Source organism: Actinopolymorpha sp. B17G11 (assembly GCF_040196095.1).
Lineage (GTDB): Bacteria > Actinomycetota > Actinomycetes > Propionibacteriales > Actinopolymorphaceae > Thermasporomyces.
Genome location: NZ_JBEFTW010000011.1, coordinates 1 through 20,630, shown reverse-complemented (window position 1 = coordinate 20,630; position 20,630 = coordinate 1). Strand labels below are relative to the sequence as shown.

The window sequence follows — 20,630 nt, the reverse complement described above, 5'->3', positions numbered from 1 at the left end:
CGGACTCCCGTGATCATCTGGTCGCGGTCATGTCTGCTGGCTGCAACATCCGCGGCAGCTCAGCCATTCCGGTGCTCAGCGATCCCGATGTACGGGACATCCCCGGGAGCACCGCCACCATGCTTGCACAGCTCACCGGCGGGTGCGCTCAGCGGGACCAAGTCCTGGCCACGCGTTCGGCGAGGGCGACGAGGCTGTCTCTGGCCTGGCCGAGCGCACGGTCCCGGCCCACCAGGTCGACCAGGGAGTACGCCGACTCCACGCCCATCGTGCGCATCTCCCGGGAACCGACCAGCACGTCGCCCGCGAGGACCACGCAGGGCCGCAGGACCTCCGCCGCGACGGCCGCGACGCCGGATACCACTTTGCCGCTTTTGGACTGGAAGTCGAAGGCGCCCTCGCCGGTCACGATGACGTCGGCCTTGCGGGCCCGCTCGGTCAGGCGTACGGCGTCGATGATCGTCTCGATGCCAGGTACCCGCCGGCCGCCGAGCAGCAGCAGTGCGTAGCCGAGGCCACCGGCAGCACCCGCACCCTTGGCGTCCGCGAGCGGGCGATCGGCCAGATCGGCGAAGCGCTCGAGGGCGGCGTCCAGGGCGACCAGCTCGTCCTTTCCGACACCCTTCTGCGGGCCGAAGATGTTGGTGGCCCCCCGCAGACCGAGCAGGGGGTTGTCGACGTCGCTCGCCGCCAGGATCTCGACGCCGGCCACGCGTTCTCGTGCCGCGGCCAGGTCGAGGTGGGTGAGGTCGGCAAGGGTCGCGCCACCGGACGTGAGCCCCCCGGACGGCTCCGCGGTGGCGCCGAGTGCGGCCAAGAGGCCCGCTCCCCCGTCGTTGGTCCCGCTCCCCCCGAGGCCCACGACCAACCGGCGCGCGCCCGCATCGATCGCGGCCGCCACCATCTCGCCCACACCGAAGGTGGTGGCCCGGTGTGGATCGCGCCTTTGCTCCGGCACCAGCGCCAGCCCGCACGCCTGCGACGACTCGAGATAGGCCGTGTCGCCGGTACGAAGGAGGGTGGCGGGCGTCGGTTCACCGAGCGGACCCGTGACCGTCACGGCATCCAACTCGCCACCCGAAGCGGCGTGCAGGACGTCGACGAATCCGGGCCCACCGTCGGACATCGGCACCGTGACCACGTCGTCGGCGGGAGCCTGCCGGCGCCAGCCCTCGGCCATCGCTTCGGCCGCCTCGACCGCGGTCAGAGTCCCGGCGAACTTGTCAGGAGCAATCAGCACGCGCACGCCCGACATCCTGGCGCGTGACGGGCGGGTGCACACGCGCGGGGTCCCGGCATAGGGTCACTTCGTGCTGATCCGCCCCATGCGCGATGACGACATCGTGGCTGCCAGAGCACTCACCCACGCGGCGTTGGAGCTGGTCCGGGCGACGCGCCCCACCGGCACCTCGCCGCCGCCCGGGCCGGCGTCGCCGGAGTGGAGTTCGCTGTGGGCGCGCCGGGCCAAGCACTTCCTGCGCCATGACCCCGAGGGTTGCTGGGTCGCCGACGCCGATGGCGACGTGGTGGGCGTCACGATGGCGTTGCGGAGGGAGAAGCTCTGGGGGTTGTCGGCGTACTTCGTCCATCCGAACCACCAGAGCGCCGGGATCGGCTCGGCTTTGCTCGACGCGGTGCTGGGCTACAGCCAGGGGTGCCTGCGCGGGATCATCATCTCGACGTCCGACCCGCGGGCGGCGCGTCGCTACCGGCTCGCCGGATTCACGCTGCACCCGACCATCCGGATCACCGGCACGGTCAACCGGGCAGCTCTGCCGGTGGTCGACGGGATCCGCGAGGGTGGCCCGGGAGACCGGGACCTGTGCGACTCGGTCGACCGCCAGATCCGCGGAGCGGCGCACGGGGTGGACCACGAGTTCCTGTGTGCCGAGTTCGGACTGCTCGTGTGCGACACACTGACGGGGAGCGGCTACTGCTTCGTCGACGCCTCGGGTACACCGGTCCTGCTGGCCGCCACGACCCGCAAGATCGCGCAGCGGCTGCTCTGGTCGGCCCTGGCCCGCGCGCCCGAGGGAGCGCTGACCCGGATCGACTTCCTCACCGCCGCGCAGGAGTGGGCCGTGGACGTCGCACTGGCGGCCGGTCTGTCCCTGCGTACGGAGGGCTATCTGTGCCTGCGCCACATGCGTCCGCCCGCCCCCTACCTTCCCTCAGGTGCGTTTCTCTGAGCGGCATTCCGTACGACAACGACACCACCGAACAAGAGCCGGACCTCATCGAAGGTACGACCGCCGGCAATCCGGCCCGGCGTTCCGCGCGCACAACGACCGGCGTTCCGCGCGCACAAGGACCGGCGCCGCCTCACAGGCCCGGCGCACCCCACACGGGGAACCAGCGGGACAGGTCGTCCTCGACCCGCAGATCATTGGTGACGAGGCCCCGGATCTGCAGCTCGAGCGCGTTGTCGCGGCGTTCGCCGGTCTGCGGAGCGAACGGATAGAAGCTCCCGCGCTTGTACAGATAGACCAGTGCCAGCTTGCGGCCGCCGGTGTCGCGGAACGTCAGCAGTGAGCAGAGCAGGAACGGCCCGAACCCGGATGCCTCCAGCGCACTGTTGACCGCATGCAGGTCGGTCACGAGTCCAGAGGCATCGGACGGGTCGTGCTTGCACACCAGCCAGGTGAAGCCGTAGCTGTCCTGGGTGCGCTCGACTGCAGGTGCTCCCCCACCCGCCCCTGCGTCGGCGTCCAGCAGCTGCTGCACATCGGCCTGGATGGCGGCGAAGGCACCGCCCTCGGCGGCCCGGTAGCACACCGAACCCACACCGGTCGGCCGAAAGTCCGTCGCCGCCTCCAGGGTCAGCGCTGCCTGGGGCAGCCCGAACAGCTGGTCGAGGTCCGGCTTCTTGGGCTGGCTACGCCCGAGCAACGCGTCGAGGAACTTCATCCCGGCAGCCTCTCAGATCGTCTCGATCATCGCGAGGTGGTTGGTCGTCGTGCGCACTCGATGTGCTCGCCCGGGGAGAACCTGGTCGTGCACCCCCGGGCGGGCGCCCATGATCATGAAGGAAAAGCGGGCCATGGACCCCGAAATCCCTCGTGATCACGATCATGATCACGAGGTTGTCGGGGCACGGGTGGCGGCGTGGTCATGTCGACAGGGGCGCTGGGTCTAGGCCATCGGCTTGCCGAGCTCGGCGCTCACCTGGGCGAGGCGTTCGAGCCGCTTCTCGGTCGGCGGGTGGGTGGAGAGCAGGCCACCGAGCGTCTTGCCCACGGCCGCGGGCGCGAAGAAGAACGCCTGCGCCGGCTGGGCCTTGCGGAGATCACGGGTCGGGATCTGCGCCATGTCGCCGGAGATCTTGGTCAGGGCCGACGCCAGCGCCGACGGCTGACCGGTGAGGTAGGCGCCGGCCCGGTCGGCCGCGAACTCGCGGTAGCGGGACAACGCCCGGGTGAGCATGAAGCTGATCACGTAGACCGCGATGCTGCCGAGCCACACGAGGGCGAAGATGACCGCGGTGTTGTCCCGGCTGCGGCCGAGGCCGGAGTACATCCCGAACCGTGCCACCAGGCCGGCGAGCACGCCGAGGAACGACGCGATCGTCATGACGGCGACGTCGCGGTGGGCGACGTGGGACAGTTCGTGCGCCAGCACGCCTCTCAGCTCGTCGGTGTCGAGTTTCCTCATCAGACCGGTGGTCACGCAGACGACCGCCTTCTTCGGATTGCGGCCGGTCGCGAACGCGTTCGGCAGGTCGGTGTCGGCGATCGCAACCCGCGGCTTCGGCATGTCCGCCAGTGCGCACAGGCGGTCGATCACGCCGTGGAGCTCGGCCGCCATCCGGCCGTCTTCTGGTGACACCTCGTGGGCACCCATCGCGGCGAGCGCGATCTTGTCGGAGAAGAACCACTGCGCGACCAGGAAACCGGCAGCGATGATCAGCACCAGGGCAACGTCGAAACCCGCGGCGATCAGCCCGGCCATCGCCGCGACGTAGAGCAGACCGAGCAGGAACATGACCAGAACCATTCGCGACGTAAGGCCCCGGTCGGGCAGAAATCGTGTGCGAGCCATCGTTTCATCGCTCCTCGAGAGTCACTTCATAGGACGACGCGGGAGCGCCCAAATGTTCCCGGCGTGGTGTCGTTCCAGCCCCGAGAGAGCTTCGCTCGGCAGCATCCGCCGCACCCGTCACGGGCGCGGCGGATGAGGCGGATGAGTTCGACCACCGTCATGGCGGTCTTCTCGAGTTCCACTATCCGGGGATGAGACCTTCCTCGCCGAGGAGTTCCTTGACCTCGTCGACCGTGGCGTCCTCCGGCGGGAGGAAGAGGTCGGAATCTTCCAGCGAGTCGTCAGGGAGCTTGGTCCCGACCGCGCGAACCTTTTCCAGCAGCGCCTGCAGCGCCGCCCGGAAGGCCGCCTCGTCGCCAGCGTTGACCGCAGACTCGAGCCTGCTGTCGAGCTCGTTGAGGGCTTGAAGGTGCTTGTCGGCGACCTTGACCTGCCCCTCTCCGAGAATGCGGACGATCACGATTCACTCACCTTGCCTCTGTGGCTGTTCCGGCGCCGCCTGGGACTTCGGGCTGGCCGGAGACGCGGCCTGATCGCCCTCGGCGGCCTGGCCCTCGATCTGCTTGGGGGCCTCGGCGCTGCCGCCACCGATCTGTGCCTTCATCGCCGCGAGCTCGCTCTCGACGTCGTTGCCGGACGCCATGCGTTCGAGCTCGAGCGAAATGTCGTCCTTGCCCGTGCCGGTCACGTCGTCGAGCGCACCCGAGGCGAGCAACTCGTCGATGGCGCCGGAACGTGCCTGGAGCTCGGCCGTCTTGTCCTCGGCACGCTGCACGGCCATGCCGACGTCGCCCATCTCCTCGGAGATGCCGGTGAACGCCTCGCCGACCCTGGTCTGCGCCTCGGCGGCGGTGTAGGTCGCCTTGATGGTCTCCTTCTTGGTGCGGAAGGCCTCCACCTTGGCCTGCAGGCGCTGGGCGGCGAGCGTGAGCTTCTCCTCCTCGCCCTGCAGGGTCGCGTGCTGGGTGCTGAGATCCGTGAGCTGCTGCTCGATACCGGACCGCCGGGTCAGCGCCTCGCGGGCGAGGTCCTCCCGGCCCATGCCGAGCGCCTTCTGCGCCTGGTCCTTGAGCTTGCCGGACTGCTGCTGCAACTGGTTCATCTGCAGTTCGAGACGCTTCCGGCTGGTGGCGACGTCGGCGACTCCGCGCCGGACCTTCTGGAGCATCTCCAGCTGTTTCTGGTACGAGTAGTCAAGGGTCTCGCGCGGATCTTCAGCGCGGTCCAACGCCTTGTTGGCCTTCGCGCGGAAGATCATCGCGAAGCGGTTGAGGATACCCATCGAGGTCGGCCGCCCCCTTCGTCTCCAGGCCGGTCGTCATAAGTCGGGCGCCACGGCGGCACCGGACAGCAGTTTGCCTGCGATCACCCTATGCCCGCGAAGCGAACAAGAGCGACCCCGCCCGCCCCGCAGTTACCACGCGTGCCCAGGTCGGGCGGCGAGAACGCACCTTCGTAGCTGCATGCCCCGTCTTCACCTACGCCACGCTGGCGATGGGCGAAGCCCTGGAAGCCGAATTCGTCCGGTGTCGCCCGTAACGGCCCGGAATCCACCGGCGCGGTGCGCCCGGTGTCCACGACAGGATGCGCGGGTGGCGCTCAGCGGCCTCCGCGGCCGGTGAGCGTGGTCGAGCCGATACCCTGTCGATCGTGTTCCGACGCCGTACGACCGAAGAGGCGCCGCCGCCGTCCGAGGCTGCCGCCGAGACCGCTCCTGCTCGACCGGGCAGCAAGGGTCGGCCCACCCCCAAGCGCCGCGATGCCGAACAGGCACGCAAGGCACGCGTGTCGGCACCGCGTGACCGCAAGGAAGCCATCCGCCAGCAGCGGGAGAAGGCCCGCGCCGAGCGGGCGAAGGTCCAGCAGGCGATGGTGACCGGCGACGACCGCTACCTCCCGGCACGCGACAAGGGCCCGGTGAAGAGGTTCTGCCGCGACTTCGTCGACTCCAGGCGTACTCCCGCGGAGTATCTCCTGCCCTACTTCCTGGTGATCTTCATCGTCATGACGATCCCCATGCCGCAGGTACAGATCGTCGCCACCTACCTGTGGCTGGTCGCGATCATCGTCGTACCGATCGACCTGATCTTCATGGGACGCCGGCTGAAGCGGCAGTTGCGCGAACGCTTCCCGGACGAGAGTCACCGGGGTGCCGTCGCCTACGGCGTCATGCGGGCCACCCAGATCCGCCGGCTCCGCATGCCCAAGCCGCTCGTGAAGCCCGGCGAGACGATCTGAACGACGCCGCGACCGACGCGTCCGGCGAGGTGGTGCGAGCTAGTCGGCGGGATGCAGGCTCATCGGCCCGTAGACCTCGCGCCCCGACTCGAGCAGCACCACCTGGTCGACGCCCACGGCGACGAGATCACGCCAGCACTCACCGACCCAGCTCTCCGCGTCGCTCTGCGAAGGGAATTCGCTGCGCGCCAACTCGCCAGCGTCCACAGGGTTGCCCTCGGCGTCCTCGAGCCGCCACGTCCACGTCATGGCAGGTGAGCCTAGTGGAGGCCCCCACCCTCCTTTGACTTCCGGGTGCGGGCGTGAGACCGTCCGTCCAGCACTACCGCCATGGGGTTGTGGTCGAAAAGGCCACCACCAGCAGGGGAAGCCGGTCCGAGTCCGGCGCTGACCCGCAACCGTAGGCCGCGTGCCAGGTCGCTCGATCCACTGGCTCGATCCAGGGGTTCGACACCAGGCGCCCGCGGCAAGCCGGAGCACCTGACCATGGCGGCCGGCTCCACACCACCCGTCGAGGTCTGCGGGCGGAGCCCGGGTCAGACACCCGAGCCCGCCCTCGGCTCCAGGCGTACGCCGCCTGCGTTGCCGGGGGCATCTCTCGTGTGTGGTCCGGTTCCCGCATCGACCGTGACCGAACACCGTGAGAGGACATCGATGCGGTCCGAGATCCGCCGCCGTCGTCGCGCCGGCCTGCTGTACGCCACGCTGGCCGTTCCGTTCTTCGTCGTACTCTGTGCCGCTGTACTCGCGGCCGTACTCGCCGCTGGCACCGGCACCGCCCACGCGGATGCGTACCGCTTCTGGGGCTTCTACCAGTGGCAGGACGACGCCTGGGCACTGGCAAAGTCCGGCCCTTCCGGCGTCACCCCGAAGGACGGTGCCGTAGAGGGATGGCGGCTCGCCGTCTCGGGCGAGAAGACACCGCCGCGCCTGCCGCGGGCCGCCGGAGACTTCGATCAGATCTGCGGGTCGACACCAGCCGAGACAGGCAAGAAGCGCGTTGCCGTCGTCGTCGACTACGGCCTCGCCGGCGAGGCCGAGGGCGAGCCGGAGCCACCGGACGCCCGCGGTGCATGCGCGGTGGTCGACGCGAAAGCCAGTTCCGCGCAGGTGCTCGCCGCCATCGGTGAGGTACGCGAGCAGAAAGGGCTGGTCTGCGCCATCGACGACTTCCCAGCAACCGGGTGCGGCGACGCCGTCGACTCGGTGCCGGAGTTCCCCACGCCCGAGCCGAGCGTCTCTCTCGCGCTGCCCGCGGCAGCCGCTCCCGCCGGGGACTCCAGCCCAGCTGAGTCTTCAGAAACCGCCGCGAGCGCGGACGCCGAGTCGGATGGGTTCCCAGTCCTGCCGGTGGCAGCCGTCGCGGTCGTGGTCGTGCTGATTGTCGGTGGGTTCATGATCCGGCGTCAGCGCAACGCCGACGCCGGCTCGGCGGGCTGACGGGCCGACCCGTGCGTGCAGCCCATCGCCCCTCCTTCGCCCGGAACCTGCACCCGGGCGCGTGGTGGCTGTGGGCGCTCGGGCTCGCCACCGCCGCCAGCCGGACGACGAACCCGCTGCTGCTCGCCTTGCTGCTGGCGGTTGCGGGTTACGTCGTGGCGGCCAGGCGATCGACCGCGCCGTGGGCCAACTCCTATGCGGCGTTTCTCAAGCTCGGGTTGGCGGTCATCGTGATCCGCGTCGTGTTCCAGGCGGTGTTCGGCGCCGCCGTCGCCGGCCGGACGGTCCTCTTCACCCTGCCCGAGCTGCCCCTGCCGGAGTGGGTCGACGGCATCCGGATCGGCGGCCAGGTCACCGCGGAGGCGCTGGCATCGGCGGTGTACGACGGATTGCGGCTCGCCGCGATACTCGGCTGCGTCGGGGCGGCGAACGCGCTCGCCAACCCCAAGCGCCTGCTCACGCACGTGCCTGGAGCGCTCTATGAGCTGGGTGTCGCGGTCGTGGTCGCCATGACGTTCGCACCTCAGCTCGTCGCCGACGCGGCGCGGGCGCGGGCGGCCCGCCGGCTGCGCGGCCAGCCGGACCGTGGCCTGCGCTCGGTCCGTGCCACCGCCGTACCCGTCCTGGAGGGAGCTTTGGAACGCTCCCTCGCGCTGGCGGCGGCGATGGACTCACGGGGATACGGCCGGCTCGGCAACGTGACCCGGCGGGCCCGCCTGCTCACCTCCGGCCTCGTCCTCGGGGGCCTGATGGGTATCTGCGTCGGCGTCTACGGGCTCCTCGACGCCGGTGCCACCCGAACCCTCGCCCTGCCCGCTCTCGGCGCGGGGCTCGTCACCGCGTGCGCCGGGTTGATGCTCGGTGGCCGGCGCACGGTCCGGACGAGGTACCGGCCAGATCCGTGGGCCCTGCCGGAATGGCTGGTCACCGCCAGCGGCGTTGCCGTCGCCGCTGGCTTCTTGTGGGCATCCGTCGCGGGGGGCGGCGACCTCGTCGCCAGTACCGTGCCGCTCACGGTGCCCGAGCTGCCGATGATCCCCACCGTGGCCGCGCTCCTCGGCCTCCTGCCCGCGTGGTTGGCTCCACCTCCCCTACCGGTGAGCGACGAGGCGCCCGCCGGCCAGCAGGCGGACGACGAACACACAGACGACCAGCGGGCGGGCGACAAACAGGCAGACGACCAGCGGGCGGGCGACCGACGGGGGAAGGTGCAAGCGTCATGATCCGGTTCGAGTCGGTGTCGATGCGCTACCCGGGGAGCGCGAGCCCGGTCCTGCGCGACGTGACGTTCGAGATCGCCGAAGGCGAACTGTGCCTTGTCGTCGGCCAGACCGGCAGTGGCAAGACCACCCTGCTGCGCGCCATCAACGGACTGGTCCCCCACTTCACCGGCGGCACGCTGGGCGGCCGCGTGGTCGTCGACGGGCGCGAGACCCGTACGCACCATCCGCGAGACCTCGCCGACGTCGTGGGCGTGGTTGGTCAGGACCCGTTGGCCGGGTTCGTCACCGACACCGTCGAGGACGAACTGGCCTACGGCATGGAGTCGCTGGCCCTGGCACCCGACGTCATGCGTACCCGGGTGGAGGAGACGCTGGACCTGCTCGGACTCACCGGCGTACGGTCCCGGCCCATCGCCACGCTCTCCGGTGGTCAACAGCAGCGGGTCGCGATCGGCTCCGTCCTCACCAGCCATCCGCGGGTACTCGTGCTGGACGAGCCCACCTCCGCTCTCGACCCGGCGGCCGCCGAGGACGTACTCGCCGCATTGCACCGGCTCGTCCACGACCTCGGCGTCACGGTGGTCCTCGCCGAACATCGGCTGGAACGAGTCGTGCAGTACGCCGACCGGATCGTCCTCGTGCCCGGTGACGGCCAGGCGCTCGCGGTGGGACCGCCGGCAGCCGTCATGGCCGACTCGACGGTGGCGCCACCGGTCGTGGAACTCGGCCGGCTCGCCGGCTGGGACCCGCTGCCGTTGACGGTGCGCGACGCGCGCGCGTTGGCCGGGCCGTTGCGGGAGCGGCTCGCCACCGTCGCACCGCCGACCCCGCCATCGACCCCGCCATCGACCCCGCGATCGGCGCCGCCAACTCCGGCGCCAGCGGGTGCGCAAGGCAGCGTTGACAGTACGCCCGGCCCCGGCGCACGCCCGGTCGCGTCCGTACGCCACCTGCTCGTGCGCTACGGACCACGGCGGGCTGCGACCCGGCCGGCGCTGCACGACATCGACCTTGACGTCGCACCGGGTGAGGTCATCGCCCTGATGGGGCGGAACGGCGCGGGCAAGTCGTCCCTTCTCAATGCCCTGGTGGGACTCACGAAGCCGGCAGGCGGCACGGTCCGGCTAGGCGACCTCGACCCGACCGGCGCCAGGCCCGCCGTCATCGCGAAGGCCGCCGGTCTCGTGCCGCAGGAGCCTGGTGCGCTGCTGTACGCCGAGACAGTGGCGCAGGAGTGCCGGCAGGCCGACGCCGACTTCGGGGCCCCGGCAGGTCGGTGCGCGGCCATCCTCGGCCGGTTGGCTCCAGGCGTACCCTCCGATCGGCATCCCCGAGACCTGTCCGAAGGGCAGCGGCTCTGTCTGGCGCTGGCCGTCGTCCTCACCGCCGAACCGCCCTTGCTGCTGCTCGACGAACCCACCCGTGGCCTGGACTACCTCGCGAAGGGACGCCTGGCCGGGATCCTGCGCGAGCTCGCGGGCGGAGGCCGTGGGATCGCCCACGGGATCGTCGTCGCGACGCATGACGTCGAGCTGGTCGCCGAGATCGCCACGAGGGTGGTGGTCCTCGCCGACGGGGAGATCGTCGCGGACGGCCCCGTCGCACACGTGGTGGCGGCGTCGCCGACCTTCGCGCCGCAGGTGGCGAAGATCCTGCGTCCGTTGCCGTGGCTCACCGTCGGGCAGGTGGCCGCCTCGCTCGAGCCGGCGTCGTGACGCGCGCACTTCGTGCGCGGTCGCTCGTCGCGCTGGTCCTGGCGACGCTCGTCGGTGCGGCGGGGTTCGGCTGGCCGTTCCTGGCCGACGTCGGGAGTACGGCGAGCGGGGACTCCGTTGCCGCGACGTACCTCTTCGTCCTGCTCCTCCCCCTCGTCGTGGCTGTCGTCCTCGCCGAACTCGCCGACGGCGGCATGGACGCCAAGGCGATCGCGATGCTCGGGGTGCTGGCGGCTGCCGGCGTCGCCCTGCGGGCGCTCAGCCCGGGTACGGGCGGGTTCGAGCCGACGCTGTTCCTGCTGGTCGTCGCGGGCCGGGTCTTCGGCGCCGGCTTCGGCTTCGCGCTTGGCTCGGTGATGCTGCTCGCCAGCGCGCTCGCGACCGGGGGTGTCGGGCCGTGGATGCCGTTCCAGATGGTGGGGCTCGCGTGGGTGGGGCTGTTCGCCGGCCTTCTGCCACGGGCGTCCGGCCGGGTCGAGCGGTGGCTGCTCGCGGGCTACGCGGGGGTGGCGGGCTTCGCGTATGGCGCGCTGCTGAACCTGTCGTTCTGGCCGTTCTCCAGCTCGCTGCCGGTCGGGATGGCGTACGCACCAGGCGACTCCGCCCTCGCGAACGTCGGACACTATGCGGCGTTCTACGTCACGACGTCGTTCGGCTGGGACGGCGTACGCGCCCTCGTCAACGCCGCGTTGGTGCTCCTCGCGGGACGTCCGGTCCTCGCGACTCTGCGCCGTGCCGCCCGCCGGGCGGCCTGGGACCGGCCACCCTCGCCCGACCCGGGTGGGCCTGTTCAGGGCGCGGACGCCTCCCGCTCGCCCGGACCCACCAGCCGGTTGACGAGTCCGTAGCCGACGGCCTCCTCCGCTGTGAGGAACCGGCCCTTACGCAGGTCCGTAGCGATCGCGTCGGCCTGGCGTCCGGTCGCGGCGGCGAGAAGCTCGATCACTGCGTCGCGCATGCGGAGGTGCTCGCGGGCGTACGTGTCGACCTCGGACGCGGTACCGCTGATCTCGGGCGACTTCGGCTCGTCGAGGGCGAAGCGTGCGTGCGGGTAGGCGAGCCGCATGGGCGCGGCGGCGAAGGCGGCGACAGCGACGCCGCTCACCTCGCCGACCGCGACGGCCGTGAGATCGACGCCCAGCATGTGGATCGTGTCGACCATGCTGAGCACCGCCCCCAACTCGCCGCCGCGACAGCCGAGGTGGAGCCGGATCGGCTGGTCGGCAAGGGCCTCCAGAGTGAGCAGCTGGGCGGCGGTCCGGGTGGCGAGCTGGTCGTCGAGGAAGCCCTGCGCGAGAACGACCCGGCGTTCGAAGAGCTGCTCCTGGATGTACGTGTCGAACGTCATCACGCGGTCGTCTGCCATGCGTCTCTCCCTGTCGCTTGCCGCATCCTCAGGTGCCACGTCCGGATGCCCCCTCCTACTTCCTTGGTGGGCGTACGCCGGTGGCGAGCCGGACTTCGACCTGGCGGCCCACCGCGGATGCGTACCGCTCCAAGGTCGACAGCCGGACGTCCACGGCGCCGGCCTCGATCCGGGCGACGGCGGACTGCGACGTGCCCATCCGCGCGGCCACCTGGGTCTGGGAGAGCCCGGACCGTTTGCGGAGTTCGACCAGTTCCGTGGCGAGCCGGCGACGCCTGACGGCCATCTCCCGAAAGCCCGGCATCACCGGCAGGTTGTCCTGGTCCTCCGCTCCCATACCTGCGACGCTATCTCGAAAATGAGATGACCGGGAGGTGGTTACGCCGTGGGCGCGGTGTCAACGAAGAGAAGTGTCCACGAAGGGTGGGCGGCGGACGACGAAAGGCTCACGGCGGCCTCTGACGTCCACCGCGACCTCGGCGCCATCCTCCACTCCGGAAGCCAGCAGCGCCAGGCCGACACCGACCCGTCGGGTCGGGGAGAACGTCCCACTCGTCACCGCACCGAGCGGCTCGCCGGCCTCGTCGACCACCGACATGCCCGGCCTCGGGATCCCCCTGCCCTGTGCTTCGAGACCGCGCAGCCGCCGCGCCGGACCGGCCGCGCGCTCCTCCGACAGCACCGCCCTCCCCCAGAACGCCGGCTTCTTCCAGCCCACCGCCCAACCGAGGCGCGCCTGTACCGGCGTGACGTCGAGCGAGATGTCCTGACCGTGCAGCGGGTAGCCCATCTCGGTCCGCAGCGTGTCGCGGGCACCAAGCCCGCACGGCATCACGTCGAGGGCCGGACCAGCCTCGAACAACGCGTCCCACACCGTCCCCGCCGCGTCAACGGGGATCACCAACTCGTAGCCGCGCTCCCCGGTGTAGCCCGTGCGCGCCACGGTCAGCGTGGTGCCGCGCCAGGGCGCCTCGACGAACGACATGTACGCATGACCCGCCGGCAGCCCCGCCGCTGCCAGCAGGTCGTCGCTGCGCGGGCCCTGGACGGCGAGGACGGCGTACGCCTCGTGCAGGTCGGTCACCTCGACCCGAGACGGCGCCTCGGCCGCGAGCCGGCGTACGACCTCCGCGGTGTTCGCGGCGTTGGGGACGAGGAACATCTCCTCCGGCCCGACGAAGTAGGCGATCAGGTCGTCCACGATGCCGCCGGTCGCGTCGTCGCAACAGAGCGTGTACTGCGCCTGCCCGGGCGCGATCTTGTCGAGTGCGTTGGTCAGGGTGGCGTCGACGTAGGCCGCCGCGCCGGGGCCGTGCAGGCGCGCCTTGCCCAGGTGGCTCACGTCGAAGACACCGACGCCGGTGCGGACCGCCCGGTGTTCGGCGAGAACGCCGCCACCGGGATACTCGAGCGGCATCTCCCAACCACCGAACGGAGCGAGCTTCGCACCCAGCGCGAGGTGCCGGTCGTGAAGTGGCGAACGCATCATGTCCGCGAACCTATCTGCTGGCCGTACGCCGCCGAGGCGTACCATCCGCGCGGCCCCGTGCCCCGACGGCGTAGCATCCGCGCGAGCCCGAAATCCAGCCGCACCCCAGCACACCCGCCGCTCCGACCGACGAGGAGACGATCAAGCGTGAGCGCCTCGAACCCGACCATCTCCGTTCGCAAAGCTTCAGCTGCGACGGTCAAGGCAGACGCTGTGGTCATCGGTGTCGTACCAGCCGACGGGAGCGGCCTCACGCTCGCGCCTGGGGCGGGCGAGATCGACGGAGCCCTCGGCGGGACCCTCGTCCGGACGCTGCAGACCCTCGGCGCCAAGGGCAAGGCCGATGAGGTCACCCTCGTGCCCTCCGGTGGCGCCGTCGCCGCACCAGTGATCGCCGCGGTCGGCCTCGGCAAAGTCAAGAACGGCAAGGAGGCGGCCACTCTCGAGGCGCTCCGGAGGGCGGCGGGTGCCGCCGTCCGCCGGCTGACCGGCAAGGCCGGCACGGTCGCCTTCGCTCTTACGGCCGACGACGCGGCCGATATCGGTGCCGTCGCCGAGGGCGCCCTTCTGGGTGCGTACTCCTACGAGCGCTACCGCTCGGCACACAACGGTGACCGCCCCAAGCCGATCTCGAACCTGACCGTCCTCACCGACAAGTCCCGCGACAAGGCCGTCAAGAACGCCTTGACACGCGCCCAGGCCGTGGCGCGCGCGGTCAACCTCACCCGCGACTGGGTCAATGCCGCACCGTCGGACCTCTACCCCGCGGCGTTCGCCGACCAGGCGAAGGCCGAGGCCAAGAAGGCGAAGCTCGCCGTCGAGGTGCTCGACAAGAAGGCCCTCGCGACCGGTGGCTACGGCGGGATCATCGGCGTCGGCCAGGGCTCGGAGCGGCCGCCACGGCTGGTGCGGCTGGCCTACCGTCCGGCGCGCGCCAAGAAGCACCTGGCCCTCGTGGGCAAGGGAATCACGTTCGACACCGGCGGCATCTCACTCAAGCCCGCCGACAGCATGGTCACGATGAAGTGCGACATGGGCGGTGCCGCCGCGGTCCTCGCCGCGACCACCGCGATCGCCGAGTTGGGACTGCCGGTGGCGGTGACGGCATACGCACCGATGGCCGAGAACATGCCGTCGGGTTCGGCGCAGCGGCCGTCCGACGTCCTGACGATGTACGGCGGCAAGACCGTCGAGGTGCTCAACACCGACGCGGAGGGCCGGCTGGTGTTGGCCGACGCGATCGTCCGGGCCGGCGAGGACAAGCCCGACCTCATCGTCGACGTCGCCACCCTTACGGGTGCGTGCATGGTCGCGCTGGGCGCCCGGACGTTCGGGATCCTGGCCAACGACGACGACCTGGCGACGACCATCCGGTCCATCGCGAACCGCGCCGGTGAGGACGGTTGGCCGTTGCCGATCCCGGAAGGCACCCGCGAACGTCTCGACTCCAAGGTGGCCGACCTCGCCAACATCGCCACCCAGCGGCTCGGCGGCGCTCTCGTGGCAGGGGCGTTTCTGCAGGAGTTCGTCGCCGACGGAGTCTCGTGGGCGCACCTCGACATCGCCGGTCCATCGTTCAACGAGGGCGGTCCGTTCGGCTACACACCGAGCGGCGGCACCGGATCGGCCGTCCGCACCCTGATCGGGATCGCCGAAGCAGCTGCCGAGGGCGAGTTGTAGGGCACGTCTGCCTCACCGGTAGGCACAGGCCCGCAGGTCGTACAGCTCGGCGTAGAGCCCGTGCCGGCGCCTCGGTACCTCGCGGTTGCCGTACTCCGGGTCGCGTTGGTCCCGCCGGGGGCCGTGGGAATGATTTTCCTCACGTGCTGGCTTCGCCGGCCTTGCCCAGAATGTCCTTCTGTGCGGCCGCCTGGCGGCTGGTCCAGTCCCGCATGCGCTGCGGGTAGCCGACCACCTGCGCGTCGTAGCTGGGGACGCCGAGCTTGTTGGCGAACTCGTGGGCGAATGCCGCGTCCGGGACCCGCCTCCGGGTCCACTCGCCGTCCGACGCGACCAGCAGCAGGGTCATGTCGGTCACGGCCGTCCGCGGCTCGACGAAGCCCTCGACCCCTCGCCGCGTGCGCGCGAAGGTCTCCAGATGGGTCTTGTCCTCGGCCGACCAACCGCGCCGGCCGGCGCCCGATCCGCCGCCCGAGCGACCCTTGCGGGGGCGCCGCCGGAACCACCGCAGCATCTGCCGACCTCCTACGTCCACGGGCACGAGAAATCACGACATTCGTTCGTCCGCCGAACGGCTCAAGTGTCGCGTAGGTTCCGCGTGGACGCATAACGAGCTTGGCCCTCTCGGCCCATCCCGGCCCCGCCGAGGCGGACCGTTTGGCAGGTATCGCGGCGGGAGTGCAAGGATGACTGTGACGTGACGGTCGCGTGCCCCCTGCTCGACGAGGTGGATTGGCCCCGGCGAGGTGGAAGGTCACGAGATCGTCGACACCACGTTCTCGATCAACGCACGCGGAGGACCCCGTGGCGGACAACGCCGGCACCGCTTTCGACCTTGTGATCCTCGGTGGAGGCAGCGGTGGGTACGCATGCGCGCTACGCGCAGCCGAGCTCGACCTGAACGTCGCCCTCATCGAGCGGGACAAACTGGGTGGCACCTGCCTGCACCGGGGCTGCATCCCGACCAAGGCACTTCTGCACGCCGCCGAAGTCGCGGACAACGCGCGCGACGGCGGCGACTTCGGCATCCTGTCGACGTTCGAAGGCGTCGACATGGCCGGTGTCAACAAGTACAAGGACGGCGTAGTCAACCGCGCCTTCCGGGGCGTCACCGGCCTGCTCAAGTCGGCCGGCGTCACCGTCATCGAAGGCGAGGGCCGGCTCGTCGCGCGAGACGCGGTCGAGGTCAACGGCACCCGCTACACCGCGACGAACATCCTGCTGTCCACCGGTTCGTACTCCAAGACACTGCCCGGCCTCGACATCGACGGCGAACGTGTCATCACCAGTGAGCACGCCCTCCTCCTCGACGACGTGCCGAAATCGGTCATCGTCCTCGGCGGTGGCGTGATCGGGGTCGAGTTCGCCAGTGTGTGGCGGTCCTTCGGCGCAGAGGTCACGATCATCGAGGCACTGCCACGGCTGATCGCGCTCGAGGACGAAGCCTCCTCCCAGATGGTCGAGCGGGCCTTCCGGCGGCGCGGGATCACGACCAAGACCAACACCTCGTACAAGGCCGTCGAACGCACGGACTCCGGCGTACGCCTGACCGTCGAGTCCGGTGAGTCCTACGAAGCCGACCTCCTCCTTGTGTCCGTCGGGCGCGGCCCGACCACCGCGGGCATCGGCTACGAGGACGTCGGCATCGCCATGGACCGCGGCTTCGTCCTCACCGACGAACGTCTTCGTACGAACGTCCCCGGCGTCCGCGCGGCCGGCGACATCGTGCCCGGCTACCAACTCGCCCACCGCGGCTTCCAGCAGGGCATCTTCATCGCCGAGGACATCGCCGGCCTCGAGCCCGCCGTCATCGACGAGACAGGCATCCCCCGGGTCACCTACTGCGATCCCGAGGTCGCCTCGATGGGGCTCAACGAAGCGGCGGCCGCGGAGAAGTACGGCGCCGACGGCATCACGACCTTCACCTACGACCTGGCGGGCAACCCCAAGAGCCAGATCCTTCGTACGCGCGGGTTCGTCAAGGTGATCCGGGCCAAGGACGGTCCGGTCGTCGGCATCCACATGGTGGGTGCACGGGTCGGCGAGCTCGTCTCCGAGGCGCAGCTCATCTACAACTGGGAGGCGTTCCCCGAGGAGGTCGCCCAGCTCGTGCACATGCACCCCACGCAGAGTGAAGCGATCGGTGAGGCTCACATGGCCCTCGCCGGCAAACCGCTGCACAGCCACAGCTGACCGGCCGGGTCCACCGTTCGCCCCTCAGGATTCGCGGCCGCCCCGGGTGTAGGACACGTCAGACTCAGCACACGCCAGACTTCGGACATCCCAGACTTCGGACATCCCAGACTTCGAACATCCAGGACAAGGAGCAACGATGCCGGTCTCCGTCACTCTCCCCGCCCTCGGCGAGAGCGTCACCGAGGGAACCGTGACGCGGTGGCTCAAGCAGGTAGGCGACACCGTGCAGGCCGACGAGCCACTGCTCGAGGTCTCCACCGACAAGGTAGACACCGAGATCCCCGCACCTGCCTCCGGCACGCTGGCTCAGATCACCGTCGGCGAGGACGAGACCGTCTCCGTCGGCGCCGAGCTCGGCATCATCGCCGGCGAGCAGGCGGCACCACGCCCCCGCCACGCCGCACCAACACCGGCGCCCCCAGAAGCGCCTCCCACTCCTGAGCCCGAGCCGACGCCAGCTCCGGCACCCGCGCCTGAGCCCGCCGGAGCTACGCCGACCCAGGTGCCCCCTTCTCCTGCGGGAGGCGGAGCCGCGGCTGGTGGCACTGACGGAGCGGCGACCCAGTACGTCACGCCGCTCGTCCGCAAGCTCGCCGCTGAGAACCAGATCGACCTGGCCAACGTCCAGGGCACCGGCGTCGGTGGCCGGATTCGCAAGCAGGACGTCCTCGCCGCGGCGAAGGCCCGCGAGGAGGCGGCGATCCGCACCAGTCAGCAGGCTGAAGCCGCGTCCGGGCTGCCTGGCGCTGCCCCCTCGGCTCCGTCCGTCCCCGCACAACCCAGCCCCCTCCGCGGGACCACGGAGAAGCTGAGCCGCGCCCGCCGGGTCATTGCCCAGCGGGTCCACGAGTCCCTCCAGAGCACCGCCCAGCTCACCACGGTCGTCGAGGTCGACGTCACGGCGATCGCGAAGGTGCGCGACCGGGTGAAGGGGACGTTCGCCCAACGCGAGGGCGTGAAGCTGTCGTTCCTGCCGTTCTTCGCCAAGGCGACTCTGGAAGCGCTCAAGGAACATCCGAAGCTCAACGCCACCATCGACGTCGACAAGGGCGAGGTCACCTATCACGGCACCGAGAACCTTGTCATCGCCGTCGACACCGACCGCGGCCTCATGGTCCCGGTCATCCACGACGCCGGTGACCTCAACGTCACCGGGCTGGCCAGGCGGATCACCGACCTCGCCGAACGCACCCGCATCAACAAGATCACGCCCGACGAGATCTCCGGCGGAACGTTCACCCTCACCAACACCGGCAGCCGCGGTGCACTGTTCGACACGCCGATCTTCTTCCAGCCCCAGGTCGCCATCCTCGGGACGGGAACAGTGGTCAAACGCCCCGTCGTGGTCACCACGCCGCTCGGCGACACGATCGCCATCCGGCACATGGTCTACCTCGCCCTGAGCTACGACCACCGGCTGATCGACGGCGCCGACGCGGCGCGCTTCCTGGGCGCGGTCAAGCGGCGCCTGGAGGATGGCAGCGTCGCCGCCGAGTTCGGGAGCTGAGTCCGCTCGAGGACTGACTCGGTTCGGACACTCACGGCTCGGCAACGGGGGGACTGGTTCGTCATGCGGTACGTACTCGCCGGCGCGTCGGGGTTTCTTGGGCGCGCGCTCCACGCCGACCTCGCCCGCGCCGGCCATGACGTGATCCGGCTCGTGCGCCGCACTCCCCAGTCGCCGCACGAGTCCCAGTGGGATCCCGCGCACGACCAGGTCGATCCGGGGGTGCTCGCCGACGCCGATGCGGTGGTCAACCTCGCCGGCGCCAACATCGGCCGGATCCCGTGGACGGCCGCCTACCGCCAGACCATCCGCACGAGCCGGATCACCACCACCAGCACCCTGGCAAACGTGCTGGCCGGCCTCCCCGAGCCGCCGGTGTTCGTTGCGCAGAGCGCCATCCGCTACTACGGCGAGGGCCGGGGCGACGAGGAGCTCACCGAGGACTCCCTGCCGGGACGCGGGTTCCTCGCGGGAGTCGTACGCGAGTGGGAGGAGGCGACAAGCCCGGCGGAACGCGCCGGCGTCAGGGTGGTGCGCCTTCGTACCGGCGTCGTCGTCGACCGCTCCGGCGGAGCGTTCCCGCTCATCGCCGCGCCCTTCCGGCTGGGGCTCGGTGGACGGCTGGGGTCCGGCCAGCAGTACATGGGCATGATCTCCCTCACCGACTGGCTGGCCGCGGTACGTTTCGTCGTCGAACGCCCCGGCTGTCAGGGTGCCTACAACCTGACGTTGCCCGAACCTCCCACGAACGCCGAGTTCACCCAGGCGCTCGGGGCGGCGCTGAAGCGGCCAACCCCCGCGCCGGTACCTGCGTTCGTCCTGCGTACGGTCCTCGGCGGGTTCTCCATCGAACTCCTGGACGGCCTGCGGATCCTGCCCAGTCGGTTGCTCGAAGCTGGCTTCACCTTCACCGCGCCAGATGTCGCCTCAGCGGTCGCTGCCGCGCTGCATCGGTCCTGAACCGCAGTGACCCGCGGCCAGCAGGACGATCTTCAGCGAGCGACGATCCGGGCGATCCGCCAGTCGCCGACGTTGGACCTGTCGAGCGTGATCCGTCGGGTCGTCACCTCGCCGGCCGGCCGGTCGGTCCGCTCACCCGAGTCGGCCACCACGGTGTAGGCCTGAAGCTGGTCCATCACCTCGAGCACCACCTGACCGTCGCCGGACGACACGACCCGCAGGCGCTTGATGTCGAACCTCAGCCCTTCGATGTGGCAACCCGCCGTGGCGCACTTGTCGATCTCGGCGCGGTCCTTGGCGAGCAGGTCGGAGTCGGTGGCGTAGACCTCGCCCAGCAGGGCGGGATCGGACTCGGCGAACGCCTCGGCGCGCTGGCGGTCGAGCGCGGCCAGGATCGACTGCCAGGTGGCCTCGCCTCCGCTGCCCGACCCGCCGGGTGCGGCCGGCGGCTTGGGTGCGTGGGAGGCCTTGGGTGAGTTCTCCGGTCGGGGTGGGACCGAGGCTCCGTCATCCGTACGGCCACGCCCGGTGGCACCGTCCGGGGTGTCCTTGCCGCGACCCGGTGCGGCTGCCGCCGCTCCGGTGCCTTCTCGCGCGATGCCGGCGTCACGGGCCGCAGCCGGATCGGCTGGGCGAGCTCGCTGCGCCCAGGCGATCCCGCCCACCACGGCACCGGCAAGCAGAAGGAACGAAAGCCCGCTCGCGACGATCAGACCGATCCGGCGACCGTCCTTCTCGACGTCGTCCGCTGCCGCGGCCTCAGGCGCCATCGCGGCTC

General features: G+C 70.6%; 22 protein-coding genes and 1 riboswitch. Of the genes, 10 read left to right on the top strand and 12 right to left on the bottom strand.

Translation table 11 applies throughout. The features are described 5' to 3' along the window. Positions 1 to 148 precede the first annotated feature (148 nt). Positions 149 to 1,255: a glycerate kinase family protein gene (locus tag ABN028_RS13775; RefSeq protein WP_349328113.1), complete on the bottom strand. Its 1,107-nt coding sequence runs from the start codon at positions 1,253 to 1,255 to the stop codon at positions 149 to 151. 55 nt (positions 1,256 to 1,310) lie between these two features. Between ABN028_RS13775 and ABN028_RS13770 the strand changes: the two genes are divergently transcribed. Next, the gene (locus tag ABN028_RS13770) at positions 1,311 to 2,189 is read left to right on the top strand and encodes a GNAT family N-acetyltransferase (protein WP_349327844.1); all 879 of its coding nucleotides are present in this window, start codon (positions 1,311 to 1,313) and stop codon (positions 2,187 to 2,189) included. Between the two features lie 133 nt (positions 2,190 to 2,322). Here ABN028_RS13770 and pspAB read toward each other — a convergent pair whose 3' ends face one another. The 5 genes from pspAB to ABN028_RS13745 all read right to left on the bottom strand — a co-directional run bounded on the left by pspAB (position 2,323) and on the right by ABN028_RS13745 (position 5,320). Continuing rightward, positions 2,323 to 2,907: a PspA-associated protein PspAB gene (gene pspAB, locus ABN028_RS13765; RefSeq protein ID WP_349696869.1), complete on the bottom strand. Its 585-nt coding sequence runs from the start codon at positions 2,905 to 2,907 to the stop codon at positions 2,323 to 2,325. Positions 2,908 to 2,919: 12 nt separating this feature from the next. Beyond that, positions 2,920 to 3,042, bottom strand: coding sequence for a hypothetical protein (locus ABN028_RS13760; RefSeq protein ID WP_349696868.1), 123 nt, complete (start codon positions 3,040 to 3,042; stop codon positions 2,920 to 2,922). 90 nt (positions 3,043 to 3,132) lie between these two features. Next, positions 3,133 to 4,038 carry a zinc metalloprotease HtpX gene (gene htpX / locus ABN028_RS13755; protein WP_349696867.1) on the bottom strand — a complete coding sequence of 302 codons (906 nt, stop codon included), beginning with the start codon at positions 4,036 to 4,038 and terminating at the stop codon, positions 3,133 to 3,135. Positions 4,039 to 4,219: 181 nt separating this feature from the next. Beyond that, positions 4,220 to 4,498 (bottom strand): PspA-associated protein PspAA, encoded by a 279-nt coding sequence (gene pspAA / locus ABN028_RS13750; protein WP_349327840.1) that lies wholly within the window; start codon positions 4,496 to 4,498, stop codon positions 4,220 to 4,222. A 3-nt stretch (positions 4,499 to 4,501) separates the two neighbouring features. Beyond that, on the bottom strand, positions 4,502 to 5,320 hold the full coding sequence (locus tag ABN028_RS13745; protein WP_349327839.1) for a PspA/IM30 family protein: 819 nt from the start codon (positions 5,318 to 5,320) through the stop codon (positions 4,502 to 4,504). 368 nt (positions 5,321 to 5,688) lie between these two features. Between ABN028_RS13745 and ABN028_RS13740 the strand changes: the two genes are divergently transcribed. Further along, positions 5,689 to 6,276, top strand: a complete 588-nt coding sequence (locus ABN028_RS13740; protein ID WP_349327838.1) for a DUF3043 domain-containing protein — start codon at positions 5,689 to 5,691, stop codon at positions 6,274 to 6,276. A 39-nt stretch (positions 6,277 to 6,315) separates the two neighbouring features. Here ABN028_RS13740 and ABN028_RS13735 read toward each other — a convergent pair whose 3' ends face one another. Beyond that, positions 6,316 to 6,525, bottom strand: a complete 210-nt coding sequence (locus ABN028_RS13735; RefSeq protein WP_349327837.1) for a hypothetical protein — start codon at positions 6,523 to 6,525, stop codon at positions 6,316 to 6,318. 65 nt (positions 6,526 to 6,590) lie between these two features. Then, positions 6,591 to 6,779, top strand: a riboswitch (cobalamin riboswitch). A gap of 151 nt (positions 6,780 to 6,930) precedes the next feature. Between ABN028_RS13735 and ABN028_RS13730 the strand changes: the two genes are divergently transcribed. The 4 genes from ABN028_RS13730 to ABN028_RS13715 are packed head-to-tail and all read left to right on the top strand — an operon-like array spanning position 6,931 to position 11,502. Beyond that, positions 6,931 to 7,716: an SCO2322 family protein gene (locus ABN028_RS13730; protein ID WP_349327836.1), complete on the top strand. Its 786-nt coding sequence runs from the start codon at positions 6,931 to 6,933 to the stop codon at positions 7,714 to 7,716. 11 nt (positions 7,717 to 7,727) lie between these two features. Then, positions 7,728 to 8,939, top strand: a complete 1,212-nt coding sequence (locus ABN028_RS13725) for an energy-coupling factor transporter transmembrane component T family protein (protein ID WP_349696866.1) — start codon at positions 7,728 to 7,730, stop codon at positions 8,937 to 8,939. Then, positions 8,936 to 10,654, top strand: coding sequence for an ABC transporter ATP-binding protein (locus ABN028_RS13720; RefSeq protein ID WP_349696865.1), 1,719 nt, complete (start codon positions 8,936 to 8,938; stop codon positions 10,652 to 10,654). Before ABN028_RS13725 ends, ABN028_RS13720 begins: the two co-directional genes overlap by 4 nt. Continuing rightward, a complete protein-coding gene (locus tag ABN028_RS13715; protein WP_349696864.1) occupies positions 10,651 to 11,502 on the top strand; it encodes an ECF transporter S component in 852 nt (283 codons plus the stop codon). The genes ABN028_RS13720 and ABN028_RS13715 overlap by 4 nt, the downstream gene beginning before the upstream one ends. Here ABN028_RS13715 and ABN028_RS13710 read toward each other — a convergent pair. Genes ABN028_RS13710 through gcvT form a run of 3 tightly spaced genes read right to left on the bottom strand, consistent with a single transcriptional unit; the run spans position 11,445 to position 13,509 of the window. Further along, positions 11,445 to 12,020: an ATP-dependent Clp protease proteolytic subunit gene (locus tag ABN028_RS13710; protein WP_349327832.1), complete on the bottom strand. Its 576-nt coding sequence runs from the start codon at positions 12,018 to 12,020 to the stop codon at positions 11,445 to 11,447. The genes ABN028_RS13715 and ABN028_RS13710 overlap by 58 nt on opposite strands. Positions 12,021 to 12,075: 55 nt before the next feature. Continuing rightward, complete coding sequence (locus tag ABN028_RS13705) at positions 12,076 to 12,357, bottom strand: helix-turn-helix domain-containing protein (RefSeq protein ID WP_349327831.1); 282 nt, start codon at positions 12,355 to 12,357, stop codon at positions 12,076 to 12,078. A 60-nt stretch (positions 12,358 to 12,417) separates the two neighbouring features. After that, positions 12,418 to 13,509, bottom strand: a complete 1,092-nt coding sequence (gene gcvT / locus ABN028_RS13700) for a glycine cleavage system aminomethyltransferase GcvT (RefSeq protein ID WP_349327830.1) — start codon at positions 13,507 to 13,509, stop codon at positions 12,418 to 12,420. Positions 13,510 to 13,656: 147 nt separating this feature from the next. Here gcvT and ABN028_RS13695 point away from each other — a divergent pair, with 147 nt between their 5' ends. Further along, on the top strand, positions 13,657 to 15,189 hold the full coding sequence (locus ABN028_RS13695) for a leucyl aminopeptidase (protein ID WP_349696863.1): 1,533 nt from the start codon (positions 13,657 to 13,659) through the stop codon (positions 15,187 to 15,189). A 139-nt stretch (positions 15,190 to 15,328) separates the two neighbouring features. Here the strand turns inward: ABN028_RS13695 and ABN028_RS13690 are convergent, their stop codons facing one another. Next, positions 15,329 to 15,703 (bottom strand): hypothetical protein, encoded by a 375-nt coding sequence (locus ABN028_RS13690; RefSeq protein WP_349327828.1) that lies wholly within the window; start codon positions 15,701 to 15,703, stop codon positions 15,329 to 15,331. Positions 15,704 to 15,993: 290 nt separating this feature from the next. On the opposite strand from ABN028_RS13690, the gene lpdA reads away from it, so the two are divergent. The 3 genes from lpdA to ABN028_RS13675 all read left to right on the top strand — a co-directional run bounded on the left by lpdA (position 15,994) and on the right by ABN028_RS13675 (position 19,852). Next, positions 15,994 to 17,382 carry a dihydrolipoyl dehydrogenase gene (gene lpdA, locus ABN028_RS13685; RefSeq protein WP_349327827.1) on the top strand — a complete coding sequence of 463 codons (1,389 nt, stop codon included), beginning with the start codon at positions 15,994 to 15,996 and terminating at the stop codon, positions 17,380 to 17,382. 103 nt (positions 17,383 to 17,485) lie between these two features. After that, entirely contained in the window at positions 17,486 to 18,892 is a 1,407-nt protein-coding gene (sucB, locus tag ABN028_RS13680) for a 2-oxoglutarate dehydrogenase, E2 component, dihydrolipoamide succinyltransferase (protein ID WP_349696943.1), read from the top strand. Between the two features lie 63 nt (positions 18,893 to 18,955). Further along, on the top strand, positions 18,956 to 19,852 hold the full coding sequence (locus tag ABN028_RS13675) for a TIGR01777 family oxidoreductase (RefSeq protein WP_349689354.1): 897 nt from the start codon (positions 18,956 to 18,958) through the stop codon (positions 19,850 to 19,852). 32 nt (positions 19,853 to 19,884) lie between these two features. Here ABN028_RS13675 and ABN028_RS13670 read toward each other — a convergent pair. Beyond that, positions 19,885 to 20,630: hypothetical protein (locus tag ABN028_RS13670; RefSeq protein WP_349696862.1), on the bottom strand; the 746-nt coding region annotated here is incomplete at its 5' end.